Here is a 17752-nt window from a genome sequence, read left to right on the forward strand (position 1 = left end):
ATTAATGAGTTATCCTTAAGCTTCTTTTACAGTTATAAGGTGAGAAACTTTGTTGATCATACCAAGAATAGCAGGAGTTTCTTCCTTAACTACAGTTGAATTCAACTTTTTAAGACCTAAAGCTTCTACCGTCGCACGTTGATCTTGTGGACGACCAATTACACTACGAGTGAGGGTAATTTCTAACTTTTTCGCCATTTGTTTTCCCTCCTTAACCTAGTAGCTCTTCTACAGATTTACCGCGTAATTTTGCAACATCTTCAGCGCGCTTAAGTTCGCTTAATCCGTTCACAGTAGCGCGAATCATGTTGATTGGTGTGTTAGAACCAAGAGATTTCGAAAGAATATCTTGTACACCAGCTAATTCAAGAACCGCACGAACAGGTCCACCAGCAATAACACCAGTACCCTCAGCAGCAGGTTTTAAGAATACTTCACCAGCTCCAAAATGACCGTTGATTGTGTGTGGAATTGTTGTACCAACTAATGGTACAGCGATTAAGTTTTTCTTAGCGTCTTCGATAGCTTTGCGAATTGCGTCTGGTACCTCTTGTGCTTTACCAGTACCGAATCCAACATGACCGTTTTTATCGCCAACTACAACTAGTGCAGCAAAGCGGAAACGACGACCACCCTTAACAACTTTCGCGACACGATTTATCGTAACTACACGTTCTTCAAGTTCTAATTTACTTGGGTCAATGCGATGCATCAATTTTCCCTCCTTTGACCATTAAAATTGTAATCCAGCCTCACGAGCAGCTTCAGCTAGAGCTTTAACACGGCCATGGTATAAGTAACCACCGCGATCGAATACTACTTCTTTAACGCCTTTCTCTACAGCACGCTTAGCAACTGATTCTCCAACTTTCGTAGCAGCTTCAGTGTTGCTAGTACCGTTAAGAGCAAGGTCTTTATCAAGAGTAGATGCACTTACTAACGTTACACCATTCACATCATCAATAACTTGAGCGTAAATATGTTGGTTAGAACGGAACACGTTTAAACGTGGACGTTCTGCAGTACCAGTAAGTTTAGCACGTACACGTGCATGTCTTTTCTTACGAGTCGCATTTTTATCAGCTTTAGTGATCATTCTTGTCACTCCTTTCTCTCACCTAACGGGTTTACTTAGCAGTTTTACCTTCTTTACGACGAACAACTTCGCCTTCGTAACGAATACCTTTACCTTTATATGGCTCAGGAGCACGTACAGCACGGATGTTAGCAGCAAATTCGCCAACACGTTGCTTGTCGATACCTTTAATTACGATTTTAGTTGGTGCAGGTACTTCAACTTCAAGACCTGCTTCCGGAGTCATTTCTACTGGATGAGAATAACCTACGCTTAATACAAGTTTATCTCCTTGTTTTTGAGCACGGTAACCAACACCGACTAATTCAAGTCCGCGTGCGAAACCTGTAGTTACACCTTCAACCATGTTTCCGATTAAAGCACGAGTTGTACCGTGTAATGCACGGTGTTCCTTCTGTTCAGAAGGACGCTCAACTGTTAGTGTATTTTCTTCAATTTTGATAGACATATCAGCATTGAATGTACGAGTTAATTCACCTTTAGGGCCTTTTACTGTTACAGTATTGTCTTCTGCAATTGTAATAGTAACACCTGCAGGGATTTCAAGAATCTTTTTACCAATACGAGACATGTGGTCACACCTCCGTTCGTTTTAAATATATATTACCAAACGTATGCTACTACTTCTCCACCAGTTTGTAATTGACGAGCGTCTTTGTCTGTCATTACTCCCTTAGATGTAGAAACAAGAGCGATACCTAATCCGTTAAGTACACGTGGTACTTCATCAGCTTTAGCGTAAACGCGTAAGCCAGGTTTACTGATACGTTTTAATCCAGTGATTACACGTTCATTGTTTGCACCATATTTCAGGAAAATACGAAGGATACCTTGTTTGTTATCCTCGATGTATTCTACATCACGAATGAAACCTTCACGTTTTAAAAGTTCAGCGATCTCTTTTTTGATTTTAGAAGCAGGAACTTCTAATTTCTCATGACGTACCATATTCGCATTACGGATGCGAGTAAGCATGTCTGCAATTGGATCTGTCATCACCATGTGTTTTACCTCCTTCCCATTTGTGGGTTTTACCAACTAGCTTTTTTAACACCAGGAATTTGACCTTTATATGCAAGTTCACGGAAACAAATACGGCAAAGCTTAAATTTGCGGTATACAGAATGCGGACGACCGCAGCGTTCGCAACGTGTATACTCTTGTACTTTAAACTTAGGAGTACGCTTTTGTTTCGCTATCATAGATTTTTTAGCCACGTTTTCGCCTCCTCTACTTAGCGTTGGTTTCCATTATTTTTGGAATGGCATACCGAATTGTGTTAAAAGTTCACGAGCTTCTTCATCAGTTTTCGCTGTAGTAACGATTACGATGTCCATACCGCGGACTTTGCTTACTTTATCATAATCAATCTCAGGGAAAATAAGTTGCTCTTTAACACCTAATGTGTAGTTCCCACGACCATCGAATGATTTCTTAGAAACACCACGGAAATCACGTACACGTGGTAAAGAAACCGATACTAATTTGTCGAAGAACTCATACATTTGCTCGCCACGTAAAGTTACTTTCGCACCGATTGGCATACCTTCACGAAGACGGAAACCAGCGATTGATTTCTTAGCACGAGTTACTACAGGTTTTTGACCTGCGATTTGTGTTAATTCTTCTACTGCATTGTCTAAAGCTTTTGAGTTAGATACCGCGTCACCAACACCAGTGTTGATTACGATCTTTTCGATTTTCGGTACTTCCATCACAGATTTATAGTTAAACTTGCTCACTAGAGCAGGAGTAATTTCCTTTTGGAACTTCTCTTTAAGGCGATTCAATGAAGTGACCTCCTTTCTTAAGAAAATTATTTATCTAATAATTCACCAGATTTTTTTGCAATACGAACTTTTTTACCATCTTCTACTTTGAAGCCTACACGAGTAGGTTCACCTGTTTTCGGATCTAAAATCATAACGTTAGAAACGTGAATAGGTGCTTCTTTAGTAATAATTCCACCTTGTGGATTTAATTGAGATGGCTTAGAGTGTTTTTTAACGATGTTAACACCCTCAACGATAACACGGTTTTGCTTTGGGAAAGCCACAAGGATAACGCCTTGTTTTCCTTTGTCTTTACCAGTGATTACCTGTACTTTATCACCTTTTTTTACATGCATCTTAATTCTGCACCTCCTTAGCAAGGCAATACCTTAAATTATAGAACTTCTGGAGCTAAAGAAACGATCTTCATGAAGTTGCTATCACGTAATTCACGAGCTACTGGTCCGAAGATACGAGTACCACGTGGGCTCTTATCGTCTTTAATGATAACCGCTGCGTTTTCATCAAATTTGATATAAGAACCGTCCGGACGACGAGCTCCGCTCTTCGTACGTACTACTACTGCTTTAACAACGTCACCTTTTTTAACAACGCCACCTGGTGTTGCTTGTTTTACCGTAGCAACGATAATATCACCAATGTTAGCATATTTACGACCAGAGCCGCCTAATACTTTAATTGTTAAAAGTTCACGTGCACCAGAGTTGTCAGCAACTTTCAAACGAGATTCTTGTTGGATCATGTTATGAAACCTCCCTTCGGACTAAAAATTCCGATTCGTCTATTTAGATAATAACCGCTTCTTCAACGATTTCAACTAAACGGAAACGCTTAGTAGCAGAAAGCGGGCGAGTTTCCATGATTTTAACGATATCGCCAAGTTTCGCTTGGTTTTGCTCATCATGGGCTTTGTACTTCTTAGAATACTTAACACGTTTTCCGTACAAGGAATGAGTTTTGTAAGTTTCAACTAAAACTGTAATCGTTTTGTCCATTTTGTCAGACACTACACGACCAGTATAAACTTTGCGTTGGTTACGTTCGCTCACTATGCAAACCTCCCCTCAATTTATCGATTAATTCCGATCTCTCTTTCACGAACTACAGTTTTCATACGAGCAATTGCTTTACGCACTTCACGAATGCGAGTTGGATTCTCTAATTGTCCTGTAGCAAGTTGGAAGCGAAGATTAAACAACTCTTCCTTTAAAGCTTTAACTTTTGTTTCGATTTCGGCAGTGGTTAATTCACGAATATCATTAGTTTTCATTAGATTCACCACCATTTTCTTCACGTTTTACGAATTTACATTTCACAGGTAACTTGTGAGCTGCAAGACGTAATGCTTCGCGTGCTACCTCTTCAGATACACCCGCGATTTCGAACATAATTTTCCCAGGTTTTACTACTGCTACCCAACCTTCTGGTGCCCCTTTACCGGAACCCATACGTACTTCTAGAGGTTTTGCAGTGTAAGGTTTAGAAGGGAAAATTTTAATCCATACTTTACCGCCACGTTTCATGTAACGAGTCATTGCACGACGAGCAGCTTCGATTTGACGGTTTGTAATCCATGAAGCAGCTTGTGCTTGTAAACCGAATTCACCGAAAGCAATTTCAGTTCCACCTTTTGCACGACCACGCATTTTACCACGATGCTCTCTACGATATTTTACGCGTTTTGGCATTAACATATTATTTTCCTCCTTCCTCAGAAGCTTTCTTTTTTGTAGGAAGGACTTCTCCACGGTAGATCCATACTTTTACGCCTAATTTACCGTATGTTGTATCAGCTTCAACTGCTGCATAGTCAATATCAGCGCGAAGTGTATGAAGTGGAACAGTTCCTTCACTGTAAGATTCTGCACGAGCGATATCAGCTCCGCCAAGACGACCAGAAACCTGTGTTTTAATACCTTTAGCACCTGCACGCATAGCACGTTGAATAACTTGCTTTTGTGCACGACGGAATGATACACGGTTTTCTAATTGACGAGCGATGTTTTCGCCTACTAATTTAGCGTTAAGATCAGCTCTCTTAACTTCTAAAATATTGATGTGTACACGCTTGCCTGTTAATTGGTTAAGAGCTTTACGAAGTGCTTCAACTTCAGTACCACCTTTACCAATTACCATACCAGGTTTTGCAGTGTGAATTGTAACATTTACACGATTTGCTGCACGTTCGATTTCTACTTTAGCAACAGCAGAATCTTTTAAGCGTACAGTAATGTACTCACGGATTTTGATGTCTTCATGTAATAATGTAGCGTAATCTTTCTCAGCGAACCAACGAGATTCCCAGTCACGGATAACACCGACACGAAGACCAATTGGATTAACCTTCTGACCCATCGATTATCCCTCCTTCTTTTCTGATACCACAACTGTGATGTGGCTTGTGCGTTTGTTAATTTGGCTTGCACGACCCATTGCACGTGGACGGAAACGTTTCAACGTTGGACCTTCGTCAACGAAGACTTTTTCTACAACTAGGTTGTTAATATCCATCTCATAATTGTGCTCTGCATTTGCGATTGCAGATTTTAAAACTTTTTCTACAACTGGAGAAGCAGTTTTTGGTGTGTGGTTAAGGATAGCAATCGCTTCACCCACTTGCTTACCTCGGATTAAGTCTACTACTAAACGAACTTTACGAGGAGCAATACGAACTGTTCTCGCTACTGCTTTAGCTTGCATTGAAGTGCCTCCTCTCATTATCTTCTAGTTTTCTTATCGTCAGCAAGGTGACCTTTATACGTACGAGTTGGTGCGAATTCACCTAACTTATGGCCAACCATATCCTCAGTGATGTACACAGGTACGTGTTTACGACCATCATATACAGCGATTGTGTGTCCGATGAACTGAGGGAAGATAGTTGAACGGCGAGACCAAGTTTTAACAACTTGTTTTTGCTCAGATGCAACTAATTTTTCCATTTTGCTCATTAAGTGATCATCGACAAATGGTCCTTTTTTTAAGCTACGAGCCATTTTGGTGCCTCCCTTCGTGATTGGCGTACGGTTCTTGAAATGAACCGTACTACAATCCCATTATTTTTTACGACGACGAACGATAAATTTATCAGACGCTTTGTTTTTCTTACGAGTCTTGAATCCAAGAGTTGGTTTACCCCATGGAGACATTGGAGACTTACGTCCGATTGGAGAGCGTCCTTCACCACCACCGTGTGGGTGATCAACCGGGTTCATTACAGAACCACGAACTGTTGGGCGCTTACCTAACCAGCGAGAGCGACCTGCTTTACCGATTTTGATAAGTTCGTGTTGTTCGTTACCAACTTGACCGATTGAAGCGCGACAAGCAGATAATACAAGACGTACTTCACCAGAAGTTAAACGTACAAGTACGTATTTACCTTCTTTACCAAGTACTTGAGCAGATGTACCAGCAGAACGAACTAATTGTCCGCCACGACCAGGCTTAAGCTCGATGTTATGAACAACAGTACCTACTGGAATGTTGATTAATGGTAATGCGTTACCGATTTTGATGTCAGCTTCTGGGCCAGACATAACTTCCATACCTACTTCTAAAGTTTTAGGAGCAAGAATGTAACGTTTTTCACCGTCAACGTAGTTAATTAATGCGATATTCGCAGAGCGGTTTGGATCGTATTCGATCGTAGCAACGCGTCCTGGAATTCCATCTTTGTTACGCTTAAAGTCGATGATACGGTATTGACGCTTATGTCCGCCACCTTGATGACGTACAGTAATTTTACCTTGGTTATTACGACCAGCCTTTTTGCTTAAAGGAGCAAGTAAAGACTTTTCTGGTCTGTCAGTCGTGATTTCAGCGAAATCATTCGTAGTCATGTTACGACGACCGTTAGTAGTTGGATTATACTTTTTAATTCCCATCTCAATTTCCCTCCTTCTTTAGTAAGAATTAAACGCCTTGGAAGATTTCGATTTCTTTGCTGTCAGCAGTTAGCTTAACGATTGCTTTACGACGACGGCTAGTAAAACCAGCGTGACGACCAACACGTTTTGCTTTCGGCTTGTAGTTCATGATGTTTACTTTGTCTACATTAACACCAAAGATCGCTTCGATAGCGTCTTTAACTTCTGTTTTATTAGATTTAACGTCCACGTCGAACGTATATTTTTTTTCAGCCATCATTTCCATAGAACGTTCAGTGATAACTGGGCGCTTAATGATATCACGAGGATCTCTCATTATGCAAGCACCTCCTCTACTTTTGCCACTGCCGCTTTTGTCATGATTAACTTATCATGATGAAGCACATCTAGCACGTTTACGCCATCAGCAGTGATTACTGTTACTCCAGGGATATTGCGAGCAGATAACTCTACAGATTCGTTTGCATCAGCAGTTACGATAAGAGCTTTCTTCTCAACAGTTAATCCTTTAAGTACTGCTACCATGTCTTTTGTTTTTGGTGCATTTAACACTAGGTCTTCAAGAACTACGATGTTGTTCTCAACTACTTTAGTAGCTAATGCAGATTTAATCGCTAAACGACGAACTTTCTTAGGAAGTTTGTACGCATAGCTTCTTGGTGTAGGTCCGAATACCGTACCACCACCACGCCATTGAGGAGAGCGGATAGAACCTTGACGAGCACGTCCAGTTCCTTTTTGACGCCATGGTTTACGACCACCACCGCGAACTTCAGAGCGAGTTTTTACTTTGTGTGTACCTTGACGTAAAGATGCACGTTGCATCATTACAGCTTCGAAAAGTACAGCTTCATTTGGTTCGATACCGAAAATAGCTTCAGCTAATTCGATTTCACCAACCTGTGAACCAGTTTGGTTATATACAGTAACTTTTGGCATTGGAATTCCTCCTTCCTATTGTGAATTATTTGCTAACCTTCACAGCGCCTTGAACAACTACAAGAGATTTCTTAGCACCTGGAACGTTACCTTTTACTAGTAATAAGTTGCGCTCAGTGTCAACTTGAACGATTTCTAAGTTTTGGATAGTAACTTGGTCTCCACCCATACGTCCAGCAAGTTTTTTACCTTTGAATACACGGTTCGGAGCAACTGGCCCCATTGAACCTGGACGACGGTGATAGCGAGAACCATGAGACATAGGTCCGCGAGATTGTCCGTGGCGTTTGATAACACCTTGGAAACCTTTACCTTTAGAAATTCCTGTTACGTCAACGATTTCACCTGCAGCGAAAACTTCAACTTTTACCTCTTGACCAACCTCTAATCCGTCCACGTCTGCATCGCGGATTTCGCGAATGAAGCGCTTAGGAGTTGTAGATGCTTTAGCAGTGTGGCCTTGTTCAGGTTTGTTAGTTAACTTTTCACGTTTATCTTCGAATCCTAACTGGATTGCGTTGTAGCCATCAGTTTCAGTTGTTTTCTTTTGAAGAACAACGTTTGGATTAGCAGCGATTACCGTTACTGGGATTAACTCACCGTTCTCAGCAAATACTTGAGTCATACCGATCTTTCTTCCTAAGATTCCTTTGGTCATGAGTTACACCTCCTACATTTTTAAGTTATATAAATTATAGTTTGATTTCGATATCTACACCAGACGGTAAGTCTAAACGCATTAATGAATCTACTGTTTGTGGAGTAGGACTCACGATATCGATTAAACGTTTGTGTGTGCGCATTTCGAATTGCTCACGAGAATCTTTGTACTTATGAACAGCACGAAGAATTGTGTAAATAGTCTTCTCAGTTGGTAATGGGATCGGACCAGAAACTGTTGCCCCAGAACGCTTAGCTGTTTCTACAATTTTCTCAGCTGATTGATCAAGAATACGGTGATCATAAGCTTTTAAACGGATACGAATTTTTTCTTTTGCCATTATTTTCCCTCCTTCGTTCGCCTATTTCTAAAATAGACCTTCTCCATGGAAATTTCCCCACACCATGCCATGGCAAAGCGGCCGGGTGTGTCAGCAACCTTCCACTTCATCGCAGTCAAAGACCAACATTGTCTATTATACAATGTTATTCGTCTAGATGCAAGCATCTTTTTGTTTGCATCTGCTTTTCTCTACTTTTGCTATTATACATGGCACTTTAAAGAATTTCAAGTTTTCATCTAACAGAATTCATTTTACAGTTTTTGGGTTTTGTTTTATTGATTTTATATACTATAGAAGAAACTCGTCAAAACAAAAATATGATCTCGTTCATTATATAAATGCAAATAAAAAACCCAAGGGAAAATCCCTTGGGTTTATATATATCAGTTAAGATTACTCAACGATAGTTGCAACTACACCGTAACCTACTGTACGTCCACCTTCACGAATAGAGAATTTAGTTCCCTCTTCGATAGCGATTGGAGCGATAAGTTCGATAGTCATTTCGATGTTGTCACCAGGCATTACCATTTCAGTACCTTCTGGTAATTGGATGATACCAGTTACGTCAGTTGTACGGAAGTAGAACTGAGGACGGTAGTTAGCGAAGAATGGAGTGTGACGTCCACCTTCTTCTTTAGATAATACGAAAACTTCAGCTTTGAATTTAGCGTGAGCTTTTACAGAGCCAGTTTTAGCAAGAACTTGTCCACGTTGGATGTCTTCACGAGCAACCCCACGAAGTAGAGCACCGATGTTGTCTCCAGCTTGAGCTTGGTCAAGAAGTTTACGGAACATTTCTACACCAGTTACAGTTGTAGAAGCATTCTCTTCAGCAAGACCGATGATTTCTACTACGTCACCAACTTTAACGATACCGCGCTCAACACGACCAGTAGCAACTGTACCACGACCTGTGATAGAGAATACGTCCTCGATAGGCATTAAGAATGGTTTGTCAGTTTCACGTTCTGGAGTTGGGATGTAAGCATCAACTTCAGTCATTAATTCAATGATTTTTGCTTCCCAATCAGCTTCTCCTTGAAGAGCTTTAAGAGCAGAACCTTTGATTACAGGAATGTCGTCGCCTGGGAATCCGTATTCAGATAATAGGTCACGAACTTCCATTTCTACTAATTCTAATAATTCTTCGTCGTCTACCATGTCGCATTTGTTTAAGAATACAACGATGTAAGGAACACCTACTTGACGAGAAAGAAGGATGTGCTCACGTGTTTGAGGCATTGGACCATCAGCAGCAGATACTACTAAGATACCGCCGTCCATTTGAGCAGCACCAGTGATCATGTTTTTAACATAGTCAGCGTGACCTGGGCAGTCAACGTGTGCATAGTGACGAGTTTCAGTTTCGTACTCAACGTGTGCAGTTGAGATTGTGATTCCGCGCTCTCTTTCTTCTGGAGCAGCGTCGATTTGATCGTATCCGCGTGCTTCAGCACCACCAGCTTTTGCAAGAACTGTAGTGATCGCAGCAGTTAATGTAGTTTTACCATGGTCAACGTGGCCGATTGTACCGATGTTAACATGGGGTTTAGAACGTTCGAATTTAGCTTTAGCCATTCTAAATTCCTCCTTAGTTTATATAGGTTATTTTATATTTAGACTAGAAAGTGAAACTTAAGTCTCACTTTCTAAGCTTACATAAGTAGTTATACTTGAACAATCGATAAAAATCAATTATTCACCTTTATTTTTTTTAATAATTTCTTCAGAAACAGACTTTGGTACTTCTTCATAATGATCAAATGTCATTGAGAATGTTCCGCGTCCTTGAGTGTTAGAACGTAATGCCGTCGCATAACCGAACATTTCAGAAAGTGGAACCATAGCGCGAACAACTTGTGCGTTACCGCGAGCTTCCATACCTTCTACACGTCCACGACGAGATGTTACGTCTCCCATAATGTCACCCATGTACTCTTCAGGAATTACAACTTCAACTTTCATCATTGGCTCAAGAATTACTGGGCTACATTTAGAAACCGCAGCTTTAAGCGCCATAGATGCAGCGATTTTGAACGCCATCTCAGATGAATCGACATCATGGTAAGATCCGTCAACTAACGCAGCTTTGATGTCAACTAGTGGATAACCAGCTAGTACACCATTTTTAAGTGAGTCTTCAAGACCCGCTCCAACAGCTGGGATGTATTCACGTGGAACTACACCACCGACGATTTTGTTTTGGAATTCAAAACCTTTACCTTCTTCATTAGGTTCAAACTCAATCCAAACGTGACCGAATTGTCCACGACCACCAGATTGACGAGCGAACTTACCTTCAACTTTCGCAGCAGCGCGGAAAGTCTCACGGTATGCTACCTGAGGAGCACCAACGTTTGCTTCAACTTTGAATTCACGACGCATACGGTCAACGATGATATCAAGGTGAAGTTCACCCATACCAGCGATGATTGTTTGGCCAGTTTCTTGGTCAGTGTGAGCACGGAATGTTGGATCTTCTTCAGAAAGCTTAGATAATGCTGTACCCATTTTATCTTGGTCAGCTTTAGATTTTGGTTCGATAGCTACAGAGATAACTGGTTCTGGGAATTCCATAGACTCAAGGATAACAAGACTCTTCTCATCACAAAGAGTATCACCAGTAGTAGTATCTTTTAAACCTACAGCAGCAGCGATATCACCAGCGTAAACTGTTGAAATCTCTTCACGGCTGTTAGCGTGCATTTGTAGGATACGACCTACACGCTCACGCTTACCTTTAGTTGAGTTTTTCACGTATGATCCAGAGTTTAACACACCAGAGTACACACGGAAGAACGTTAACTTACCAACATAAGGGTCAGTCATGATTTTGAATGCTAAAGCTGCGAATGGCTCTTCATCGCTAGACTTACGTTCGATTTCTTCCTCTGTATCCGGAAGAGTACCTTTAATAGCAGGTACATCTAATGGAGATGGTAGGTAGTCGATAACTGCGTCTAACAGAATTTGAACACCTTTGTTTTTGAATGCAGAACCACAGATTACTGGGAAGAATTCTACAGAAGTTGTAGCCTTACGGATACCAGCTTTAAGCTCTTCTACAGTGATTTCTTCACCTTCTAGGTACTTCATCATCATTTCTTCATCAAGCTCAGCTACCGCTTCAATAAGTTTTCCACGGTATTCTGCAGCTAGTTCTTTGTGCTCTTCAGGAATTTCGACACGCTCGATGTCTGTTCCTAAATCGTTTCCGTACATGTAAGCACATTCTTCAACAAGGTCAATGATACCATTGAACTCATCTTCAGCACCGATTGGTAACTGAATTGGATGTGCGTTTGCTTGTAAACGATCGTGGATTGTTCCTACAGAGTATAAGAAATCTGCACCGATCTTATCCATTTTGTTAACGAATACGATACGAGGTACACCATAAGTAGTAGCCTGACGCCAAACAGTTTCTGTTTGTGGTTCTACACCAGATTGTGCATCAAGTACTGCTACCGCACCATCAAGTACGCGTAAAGAACGTTCTACTTCTACTGTGAAGTCTACGTGTCCTGGAGTATCAATGATGTTTACACGGTGACCTTTCCATTGAGCTGTAGTTGCAGCAGAAGTAATTGTGATACCACGCTCTTGCTCTTGCTCCATCCAGTCCATCTGAGATGCACCTTCATGAGTTTCACCGATTTTATGAATACGTCCTGTGTAATACAGAATACGCTCAGTTGCTGTTGTTTTACCAGCATCGATGTGAGCCATGATACCAATATTACGAGTGTTTTCTAAAGAGAACTCTCTTGTCATTTGGTGTCTTGCTCCTTCCATATATGGATTGGATTATTTTATTTTAAGTAGCAAAAAAGCCACTTTATATTGTTACATATGCCAGTATGTCCAGTACCCTCATTATGTAAAACGAGCGCCCAACGAAAGGGAGAGGCATTCTCCCTCTCCACACTTCCATAAGCGACAAATAAAGCGGTTTATGCTTACATTTATTTTACGTTGAATCCTACCAACGGTAATGAGCAAATGCTTTGTTAGCTTCTGCCATTTTATGAGTGTCTTCACGTTTCTTAACAGATGCACCAGCATTGTTAGCTGCATCTAAGATTTCGTAAGCTAGACGCTCTTCCATAGTTTTTTCACCACGAAGACGAGCATAGTTTACTAACCAGCGAAGACCTAAAGTTGTACGGCGTTCTGGACGAACCTCAACTGGAACTTGGTAGTTAGCACCACCAACACGACGAGCGCGTACTTCAAGAACAGGCATAATGTTCTTAAGAGCTTGCTCGAATACTTCCATTGGTTCTTTATCTGAACGTTCACGAACGATATCGAAAGCGTTATAAAGAATTGTTTGAGATTTACCTTTTTTACCGTCAACCATCATTTTGTTGATAAGGCGTGTTACTAGCTTAGAATTGTACATTGGATCTGGTAACACGTCACGTTTCGCAACAGGTCCTTTACGAGGCATATTGAGTTCCTCCTTTCATTTTAAAGTTATTATTTTTTAGCAGGTTTTGGTCGCTTAGTACCATATTTAGAACGTCCTTGCATACGTTTGTCAACACCAGCTGTGTCAAGCGCACCACGAACGATGTGGTAACGTACCCCCGGTAAATCCTTTACACGACCACCGCGAATTAATACTACGCTATGCTCTTGTAGGTTATGACCGATACCTGGGATGTAAGCTGTAACCTCGATACCGTTTGTTAAACGTACACGAGCGTATTTACGTAACGCTGAGTTAGGTTTCTTTGGAGTCATTGTACCAACACGAGTACATACACCACGTTTTTGAGGTGCAGAGATATCAGTTGATTTTTTCTTTAAAGAGTTGAACCCTTTGTTTAACGCAGGTGATTTAGATTTCCATACTTTATCAGTACGACCATTTCTCACTAATTGGTTAATAGTAGGCATTTGATTATCCTCCCTTCGCATGTTTGTATGACCACATATCCAGGTGGTTCATTATTAGTTGAAAACAAAGTTTTTGCAAGGAAGAGCAAATGCTCTCTCCTCACAAAAACAGTTTTAACTTATTATTCCTATTGCTGAAGCTCCCACTTGAATCCCCGAAACTTTTCCAAGTTTACGAACTGATTCAACTTTTTTTATGGGTACGTTATGTTGCAATGCAGTATGAATGATAATGTGGGTTAACCGCATATCAGCATCTTCCGCAATAACAACTTCTTTAACTATACCATTTTTGATTGCTTCCAATGTTCGTTTATGACCAACGACTACATTTTCGGCATTTGACACTTTTTGATAAGACATATACATATCCTCCAAAGCATCGTTAGGAGCAACCTTGATTATAGTAACATTTTGACTCATGTAATGTCAACTAAGATTAAATGTTTTTATACAAAATTTACGACGGAAAATTTTACTGTTCCACATAAATTTCATCGTTTTCTACATTCATGTTATCTTGTGTTGTTTTTACAAGATCCACTTTGCGATAACGATTCATACCTGTTCCAGCAGGAACAAGCTTACCAATAATAACATTCTCTTTCAATCCTAGAAGTTCATCGCGTTTACCTTTAATTGCTGCATCTGTTAGTACACGAGTTGTTTCTTGGAACGATGCTGCAGATAAGAACGAATCAGTTTCAAGTGAAGCCTTTGTAATACCAAGTAGAACTGGTCTAGCTGTTGCTGGTTGTTTACCTTTCAGTAACACTTTCGCATTCGCATCAGTAAACTGATGGATATCTAGTAAAGTTCCTGGTAATACATCTGTTTCACCCGCATCACTTACACGAACCTTACGTAGCATTTGGCGTACCATTACTTCTACGTGTTTGTCACCAATTTCTACCCCTTGCATACGGTATACTTTTTGAACTTCACGTAATAAGTATTCTTGAACTGCTGTAATGTCCGTTACTTTTAGTAATTCTTTCGGATCAATAGAACCTTCTGTTAACTCTTTACCATGGCTAATTGGCTGTCCTGGAGTTACTTTCAGACGAGCACCATAAGGAATAGCATACGTACGGGCTTCAACTTCACCCTGTACAACTACTTCTTGGCGATCTTTAACATCGTTGATCGCTGCGATAACACCGTCGATTTCACTGATAACTGCCTGACCTTTCGGATTACGAGCTTCGAAGATCTCTTGGATACGAGGTAAACCTTGAGTGATATCATCTCCGGCAACCCCACCTGTATGGAACGTACGCATCGTTAACTGTGTACCTGGCTCACCGATAGATTGAGCCGCGATAATACCTACCGCTTCTCCTACTTCTACGTCTGTACCAGTTGCTAAGTTACGACCGTAACACTTCTTACATACACCGTGGCGAGTGTTACACGTAAACGCTGAACGAATGTTTACAGTTTCAACACCCGAATTTTCAACGATATGAGCAATATCTTCAGTAATTAATTGATTTTCAGCAACTAATACTTCACCTGTTTCAGGATGTTTTACAGTTTTTCTTGCAAAACGTCCAACAAGACGATCATATAATGACTCAATAACTTCATTACCCTCTTTAATCGCACCGATTAATAAACCGCGATCTGTTCCACAATCATCTTCACGAACGATTACATCTTGTGCAACGTCTACAAGACGACGTGTTAAGTAACCAGAATCGGCAGTTTTAAGTGCTGTATCGGCAAGACCTTTACGCGCACCATGCGTAGAGATGAAGTACTCAAGTACTGTTAAACCTTCACGGAAACTTGATTTGATTGGAAGCTCAATGATACGACCAGACGGATTGGCCATCAGACCACGCATACCAGCAAGCTGAGTAAAGTTCGACGCGTTACCACGGGCACCGGAATCACTCATCATGAAGATTGGATTGCGTTTATTCAAGGATTTCATCAGTTTACCTTGGATAACATCTTTTGCATTACTCCAAATAGAGATAACGCGATCGTAACGTTCTTCTTCCGTGATTAAACCGCGACGGAATTGTTTAATTACATTATCTACTTTTGCTTGCGCTTCATGGAGAATTTCATCTTTTTCACCTAATACAAGAATGTCAGATACCCCAACTGTAATACCAGCTTTTGTAGAGTACTTAAATCCTAAGTTTTTCATACGGTCAAGCATGCGTGATGTTTCCGTAATTTGGAAACGTTTGAACACTTCCGCAATGATGTTACCAAGGATCTTCTTGCTAAATGGCGCCACTTCTTCGCGACTCGCAATAATTTCTTTAATGTTCGCACCTTTTTCAACGAAATACTCCGCTGGAGTTTCTTTTTCAAGGTTTGAGTTTGTTGGTTCATTAATATAAGGGAACGACTCTGGTAAGATTTCGTTAAATATTAATTTACCAACTGTTGTTAATAGGAGCTTACCTTTTTGCTCTTCAGTAAATGTTACGTTATTTACTGAACTTGCTGCAACTGCAACACGTGTGTGCAGATGTACATATCCGTTTTGATATGCAAGTATTGCTTCGTTTGCATCTTTGAAGACCATACCTTCACCGATTGCACCTTCACGCTCAAGTGTTAAGTAGTAGTTACCTAATACCATATCCTGAGATGGAGTAACAACTGGTTTTCCGTCTTTTGGATTCAAGATGTTTTGTGCCGCTAACATAAGAATACGAGCTTCTGCTTGTGCCTCTGATGATAACGGAACGTGAACTGCCATTTGGTCACCGTCAAAGTCCGCGTTGTATGCAGTACATACAAGTGGATGAAGACGAATTGCGCGACCTTCTACTAATGTAGGTTCAAACGCCTGGATACCAAGACGGTGAAGCGTTGGTGCGCGGTTTAGAAGTACTGGATGCTCTTTGATCACAGATTCTAGAACGTCCCAAACTTCAGGTTGTACACGCTCGATTTTACGTTTCGCACTCTTAATGTTGTGTGCTAATCCTTTTCCAACTAACTCTTTCATAACAAAAGGTTTAAACAATTCAAGCGCCATTTCTTTCGGTAATCCACATTGGTACATCTTTAAGTTCGGTCCTACAACGATTACAGAACGGCCAGAGTAGTCAACACGTTTACCTAATAAGTTTTGACGGAAACGTCCTTGTTTACCTTTAAGCATGTGAGATAGTGATTTTAATGGACGGTTACCTGGTCCAGTAACTGGACGGCCACGACGACCATTATCGATTAATGCGTCTACAGCTTCTTGTAACATACGCTTTTCGTTTTGAACGATGATGCTTGGTGCACCTAAGTCCAATAGACGTTTTAAACGATTATTACGGTTAATTACACGACGGTATAAGTCGTTTAAGTCAGAAGTAGCAAAACGTCCACCATCCAACTGTACCATTGGGCGTAGTTCTGGTGGGATAACTGGAAGAACATCTAGGATCATCCAAGATGGGTGATTTCCAGAGTTACGGAATGCTTCTAATACTTCTAGACGTTTAATAGCACGAGTACGGCGTTGTCCTTGTGCTGTTTTTAATTCTTCTTTTAAGAAGTCTACTTCTTTATCTAAATCGATGTCTTGTAGTAGCTTTTTAATCGCTTCTGCACCCATAGCAGCTTGGAATGTGCTACCATATCGATCACGATATGCACGGTATTCTTTTTCAGAAAGTAATTGCTTCTTATCAAGTGGTGTATCTCCACTTTCTGTTACAACATAAGAAGCGAAATAAATTACTTCTTCAAGCGCGCGAGGGGACATGTCTAAGACAAGTCCCATGCGGCTCGGGATACCTTTGAAATACCAAATATGAGATACAGGAGCAGCTAATTCGATATGACCCATACGTTCACGACGAACTTTTGCACGCGTTACTTCTACGCCACATCGATCACAAACTACACCTTTATAACGTACACGTTTGTATTTTCCGCAATGACATTCCCAGTCCTTTTGTGGTCCGAAAATACGCTCACAGAACAAGCCATCTTTTTCAGGCTTTAACGTACGATAGTTAATTGTTTCTGGTTTCTTAACTTCACCGTATGACCAAGAACGAATCTTGTCAGGTGAAGCAAGTCCAATCTTCATATATTCAAAGTTATTTACATCTATCAAGGGGCCTACCTCCCTTTTAGTCTACAGGTTATCCC

The 17752-nt window shown here is 40.8% G+C and carries 26 protein-coding genes; all 26 read right to left on the reverse strand.

What is annotated here, in order from left to right:
- Positions 1-15: 15 nt before the first annotated feature.
- The 26 genes from rpmD to rpoC all read right to left on the reverse strand — a co-directional run bounded on the left by rpmD (position 16) and on the right by rpoC (position 17717).
- Complete coding sequence (rpmD, locus tag COI75_RS00125; RefSeq protein ID WP_001085231.1) at positions 16-198, reverse strand: 50S ribosomal protein L30; 183 nt, start codon at positions 196-198, stop codon at positions 16-18.
- Between the two features lie 13 nt (positions 199-211).
- On the reverse strand, positions 212-712 hold the full coding sequence (rpsE, locus tag COI75_RS00130; RefSeq protein WP_000554646.1) for a 30S ribosomal protein S5: 501 nt from the start codon (positions 710-712) through the stop codon (positions 212-214).
- Between the two features lie 21 nt (positions 713-733).
- Positions 734-1096 (reverse strand): 50S ribosomal protein L18, encoded by a 363-nt coding sequence (gene rplR, locus COI75_RS00135; protein WP_000628818.1) that lies wholly within the window; start codon positions 1094-1096, stop codon positions 734-736.
- A 31-nt stretch (positions 1097-1127) separates the two neighbouring features.
- Positions 1128-1667 carry a 50S ribosomal protein L6 gene (gene rplF / locus COI75_RS00140; RefSeq protein WP_000086554.1) on the reverse strand — a complete coding sequence of 180 codons (540 nt, stop codon included), beginning with the start codon at positions 1665-1667 and terminating at the stop codon, positions 1128-1130.
- 32 nt (positions 1668-1699) lie between these two features.
- On the reverse strand, positions 1700-2098 hold the full coding sequence (gene rpsH / locus COI75_RS00145) for a 30S ribosomal protein S8 (RefSeq protein WP_000245511.1): 399 nt from the start codon (positions 2096-2098) through the stop codon (positions 1700-1702).
- Positions 2099-2127: 29 nt separating this feature from the next.
- On the reverse strand, positions 2128-2313 hold the full coding sequence (gene rpsN, locus COI75_RS00150; RefSeq protein WP_001085700.1) for a 30S ribosomal protein S14: 186 nt from the start codon (positions 2311-2313) through the stop codon (positions 2128-2130).
- Between the two features lie 33 nt (positions 2314-2346).
- On the reverse strand, positions 2347-2886 hold the full coding sequence (rplE, locus tag COI75_RS00155; protein WP_001080829.1) for a 50S ribosomal protein L5: 540 nt from the start codon (positions 2884-2886) through the stop codon (positions 2347-2349).
- A 26-nt stretch (positions 2887-2912) separates the two neighbouring features.
- Positions 2913-3224, reverse strand: coding sequence for a 50S ribosomal protein L24 (gene rplX / locus COI75_RS00160; protein WP_000558200.1), 312 nt, complete (start codon positions 3222-3224; stop codon positions 2913-2915).
- A gap of 38 nt (positions 3225-3262) precedes the next feature.
- A complete protein-coding gene (gene rplN, locus COI75_RS00165; RefSeq protein ID WP_000615912.1) occupies positions 3263-3631 on the reverse strand; it encodes a 50S ribosomal protein L14 in 369 nt (122 codons plus the stop codon).
- 43 nt (positions 3632-3674) lie between these two features.
- Positions 3675-3938 (reverse strand): 30S ribosomal protein S17, encoded by a 264-nt coding sequence (gene rpsQ / locus COI75_RS00170; RefSeq protein WP_000004106.1) that lies wholly within the window; start codon positions 3936-3938, stop codon positions 3675-3677.
- 20 nt (positions 3939-3958) lie between these two features.
- Positions 3959-4159, reverse strand: a complete 201-nt coding sequence (gene rpmC / locus COI75_RS00175; protein WP_000855718.1) for a 50S ribosomal protein L29 — start codon at positions 4157-4159, stop codon at positions 3959-3961.
- Positions 4149-4583, reverse strand: a complete 435-nt coding sequence (rplP, locus tag COI75_RS00180) for a 50S ribosomal protein L16 (protein WP_000928969.1) — start codon at positions 4581-4583, stop codon at positions 4149-4151. Before rplP ends, rpmC begins: the two co-directional genes overlap by 11 nt.
- A 1-nt stretch (position 4584) precedes the next feature.
- Positions 4585-5244 carry a 30S ribosomal protein S3 gene (gene rpsC / locus COI75_RS00185; protein ID WP_000529958.1) on the reverse strand — a complete coding sequence of 220 codons (660 nt, stop codon included), beginning with the start codon at positions 5242-5244 and terminating at the stop codon, positions 4585-4587.
- 3 nt (positions 5245-5247) lie between these two features.
- Positions 5248-5589, reverse strand: a complete 342-nt coding sequence (gene rplV, locus COI75_RS00190) for a 50S ribosomal protein L22 (RefSeq protein WP_001148024.1) — start codon at positions 5587-5589, stop codon at positions 5248-5250.
- Positions 5590-5606: 17 nt separating this feature from the next.
- Entirely contained in the window at positions 5607-5885 is a 279-nt protein-coding gene (rpsS, locus tag COI75_RS00195) for a 30S ribosomal protein S19 (protein ID WP_000124454.1), read from the reverse strand.
- Between the two features lie 60 nt (positions 5886-5945).
- Positions 5946-6776 (reverse strand): 50S ribosomal protein L2, encoded by an 831-nt coding sequence (gene rplB / locus COI75_RS00200; RefSeq protein ID WP_000511584.1) that lies wholly within the window; start codon positions 6774-6776, stop codon positions 5946-5948.
- A gap of 28 nt (positions 6777-6804) precedes the next feature.
- Positions 6805-7095, reverse strand: coding sequence for a 50S ribosomal protein L23 (rplW, locus tag COI75_RS00205; RefSeq protein ID WP_001205557.1), 291 nt, complete (start codon positions 7093-7095; stop codon positions 6805-6807).
- Positions 7095-7718 carry a 50S ribosomal protein L4 gene (gene rplD / locus COI75_RS00210; protein ID WP_001127260.1) on the reverse strand — a complete coding sequence of 208 codons (624 nt, stop codon included), beginning with the start codon at positions 7716-7718 and terminating at the stop codon, positions 7095-7097. The genes rplW and rplD overlap by 1 nt, the downstream gene beginning before the upstream one ends.
- A 25-nt stretch (positions 7719-7743) precedes the next feature.
- A complete protein-coding gene (rplC, locus tag COI75_RS00215; RefSeq protein WP_000160209.1) occupies positions 7744-8376 on the reverse strand; it encodes a 50S ribosomal protein L3 in 633 nt (210 codons plus the stop codon).
- Positions 8377-8410: 34 nt separating this feature from the next.
- On the reverse strand, positions 8411-8719 hold the full coding sequence (gene rpsJ, locus COI75_RS00220) for a 30S ribosomal protein S10 (RefSeq protein WP_001040595.1): 309 nt from the start codon (positions 8717-8719) through the stop codon (positions 8411-8413).
- A 396-nt stretch (positions 8720-9115) separates the two neighbouring features.
- The gene (gene tuf / locus COI75_RS00230; RefSeq protein ID WP_001029617.1) at positions 9116-10303 is read right to left on the reverse strand and encodes an elongation factor Tu; all 1188 of its coding nucleotides are present in this window, start codon (positions 10301-10303) and stop codon (positions 9116-9118) included.
- 117 nt (positions 10304-10420) lie between these two features.
- Positions 10421-12499: an elongation factor G gene (fusA, locus tag COI75_RS00235; RefSeq protein ID WP_000196382.1), complete on the reverse strand. Its 2079-nt coding sequence runs from the start codon at positions 12497-12499 to the stop codon at positions 10421-10423.
- A 208-nt stretch (positions 12500-12707) separates the two neighbouring features.
- A complete protein-coding gene (gene rpsG, locus COI75_RS00240) occupies positions 12708-13178 on the reverse strand; it encodes a 30S ribosomal protein S7 (RefSeq protein ID WP_001137492.1) in 471 nt (156 codons plus the stop codon).
- A 29-nt stretch (positions 13179-13207) separates the two neighbouring features.
- Positions 13208-13630, reverse strand: a complete 423-nt coding sequence (gene rpsL, locus COI75_RS00245; protein ID WP_001142341.1) for a 30S ribosomal protein S12 — start codon at positions 13628-13630, stop codon at positions 13208-13210.
- Between the two features lie 114 nt (positions 13631-13744).
- The gene (locus COI75_RS00250) at positions 13745-13993 is read right to left on the reverse strand and encodes a 50S ribosomal protein L7ae-like protein (RefSeq protein WP_000121826.1); all 249 of its coding nucleotides are present in this window, start codon (positions 13991-13993) and stop codon (positions 13745-13747) included.
- Between the two features lie 112 nt (positions 13994-14105).
- Positions 14106-17717: a DNA-directed RNA polymerase subunit beta' gene (gene rpoC, locus COI75_RS00255; protein ID WP_000567947.1), complete on the reverse strand. Its 3612-nt coding sequence runs from the start codon at positions 17715-17717 to the stop codon at positions 14106-14108.
- Between the last annotated feature and the right edge of the window lie 35 nt (positions 17718-17752).

The organism is Bacillus cereus (assembly GCF_002564555.1).
Lineage (GTDB): Bacteria > Bacillota > Bacilli > Bacillales > Bacillaceae_G > Bacillus_A > Bacillus_A cereus_K.

Excerpts from the sequence above, each read along its gene's own strand:
- rplV (WP_001148024.1), bottom strand. The coding sequence starts at position 5,589 with ATGCAAGCTAAAGCAGTAGCGAGAACAGTTCGTATTGCTCCTCGTAAA.
- rplD (WP_001127260.1), bottom strand. The coding sequence starts at position 7,718 with ATGCCAAAAGTTACTGTATATAACCAAACTGGTTCACAGGTTGGTGAA.
- COI75_RS00250 (WP_000121826.1), bottom strand. The coding sequence starts at position 13,993 with ATGTCTTATCAAAAAGTGTCAAATGCCGAAAATGTAGTCGTTGGTCAT.
- rpmD (WP_001085231.1), bottom strand. The coding sequence starts at position 198 with ATGGCGAAAAAGTTAGAAATTACCCTCACTCGTAGTGTAATTGGTCGT.
- rplN (WP_000615912.1), bottom strand. The coding sequence starts at position 3,631 with ATGATCCAACAAGAATCTCGTTTGAAAGTTGCTGACAACTCTGGTGCA.
- tuf (WP_001029617.1), bottom strand. The coding sequence starts at position 10,303 with ATGGCTAAAGCTAAATTCGAACGTTCTAAACCCCATGTTAACATCGGT.
- rplF (WP_000086554.1), bottom strand. The coding sequence starts at position 1,667 with ATGTCTCGTATTGGTAAAAAGATTCTTGAAATCCCTGCAGGTGTTACT.
- rpmC (WP_000855718.1), bottom strand. The coding sequence starts at position 4,159 with ATGAAAACTAATGATATTCGTGAATTAACCACTGCCGAAATCGAAACA.
- rplR (WP_000628818.1), bottom strand. The coding sequence starts at position 1,096 with ATGATCACTAAAGCTGATAAAAATGCGACTCGTAAGAAAAGACATGCA.
- rpsS (WP_000124454.1), bottom strand. The coding sequence starts at position 5,885 with ATGGCTCGTAGCTTAAAAAAAGGACCATTTGTCGATGATCACTTAATG.
- rplW (WP_001205557.1), bottom strand. The coding sequence starts at position 7,095 with ATGAGAGATCCTCGTGATATCATTAAGCGCCCAGTTATCACTGAACGT.
- rplC (WP_000160209.1), bottom strand. The coding sequence starts at position 8,376 with ATGACCAAAGGAATCTTAGGAAGAAAGATCGGTATGACTCAAGTATTT.
- rpsL (WP_001142341.1), bottom strand. The coding sequence starts at position 13,630 with ATGCCTACTATTAACCAATTAGTGAGAAATGGTCGTACTGATAAAGTA.
- fusA (WP_000196382.1), bottom strand. The coding sequence starts at position 12,499 with ATGACAAGAGAGTTCTCTTTAGAAAACACTCGTAATATTGGTATCATG.
- rpsE (WP_000554646.1), bottom strand. The coding sequence starts at position 712 with ATGCATCGCATTGACCCAAGTAAATTAGAACTTGAAGAACGTGTAGTT.
- rpsG (WP_001137492.1), bottom strand. The coding sequence starts at position 13,178 with ATGCCTCGTAAAGGACCTGTTGCGAAACGTGACGTGTTACCAGATCCA.
- rplX (WP_000558200.1), bottom strand. The coding sequence starts at position 3,224 with ATGCATGTAAAAAAAGGTGATAAAGTACAGGTAATCACTGGTAAAGAC.
- rpsC (WP_000529958.1), bottom strand. The coding sequence starts at position 5,244 with ATGGGTCAGAAGGTTAATCCAATTGGTCTTCGTGTCGGTGTTATCCGT.
- rplB (WP_000511584.1), bottom strand. The coding sequence starts at position 6,776 with ATGGGAATTAAAAAGTATAATCCAACTACTAACGGTCGTCGTAACATG.
- rplP (WP_000928969.1), bottom strand. The coding sequence starts at position 4,583 with ATGTTAATGCCAAAACGCGTAAAATATCGTAGAGAGCATCGTGGTAAA.
- rpsH (WP_000245511.1), bottom strand. The coding sequence starts at position 2,098 with ATGGTGATGACAGATCCAATTGCAGACATGCTTACTCGCATCCGTAAT.
- rpsJ (WP_001040595.1), bottom strand. The coding sequence starts at position 8,719 with ATGGCAAAAGAAAAAATTCGTATCCGTTTAAAAGCTTATGATCACCGT.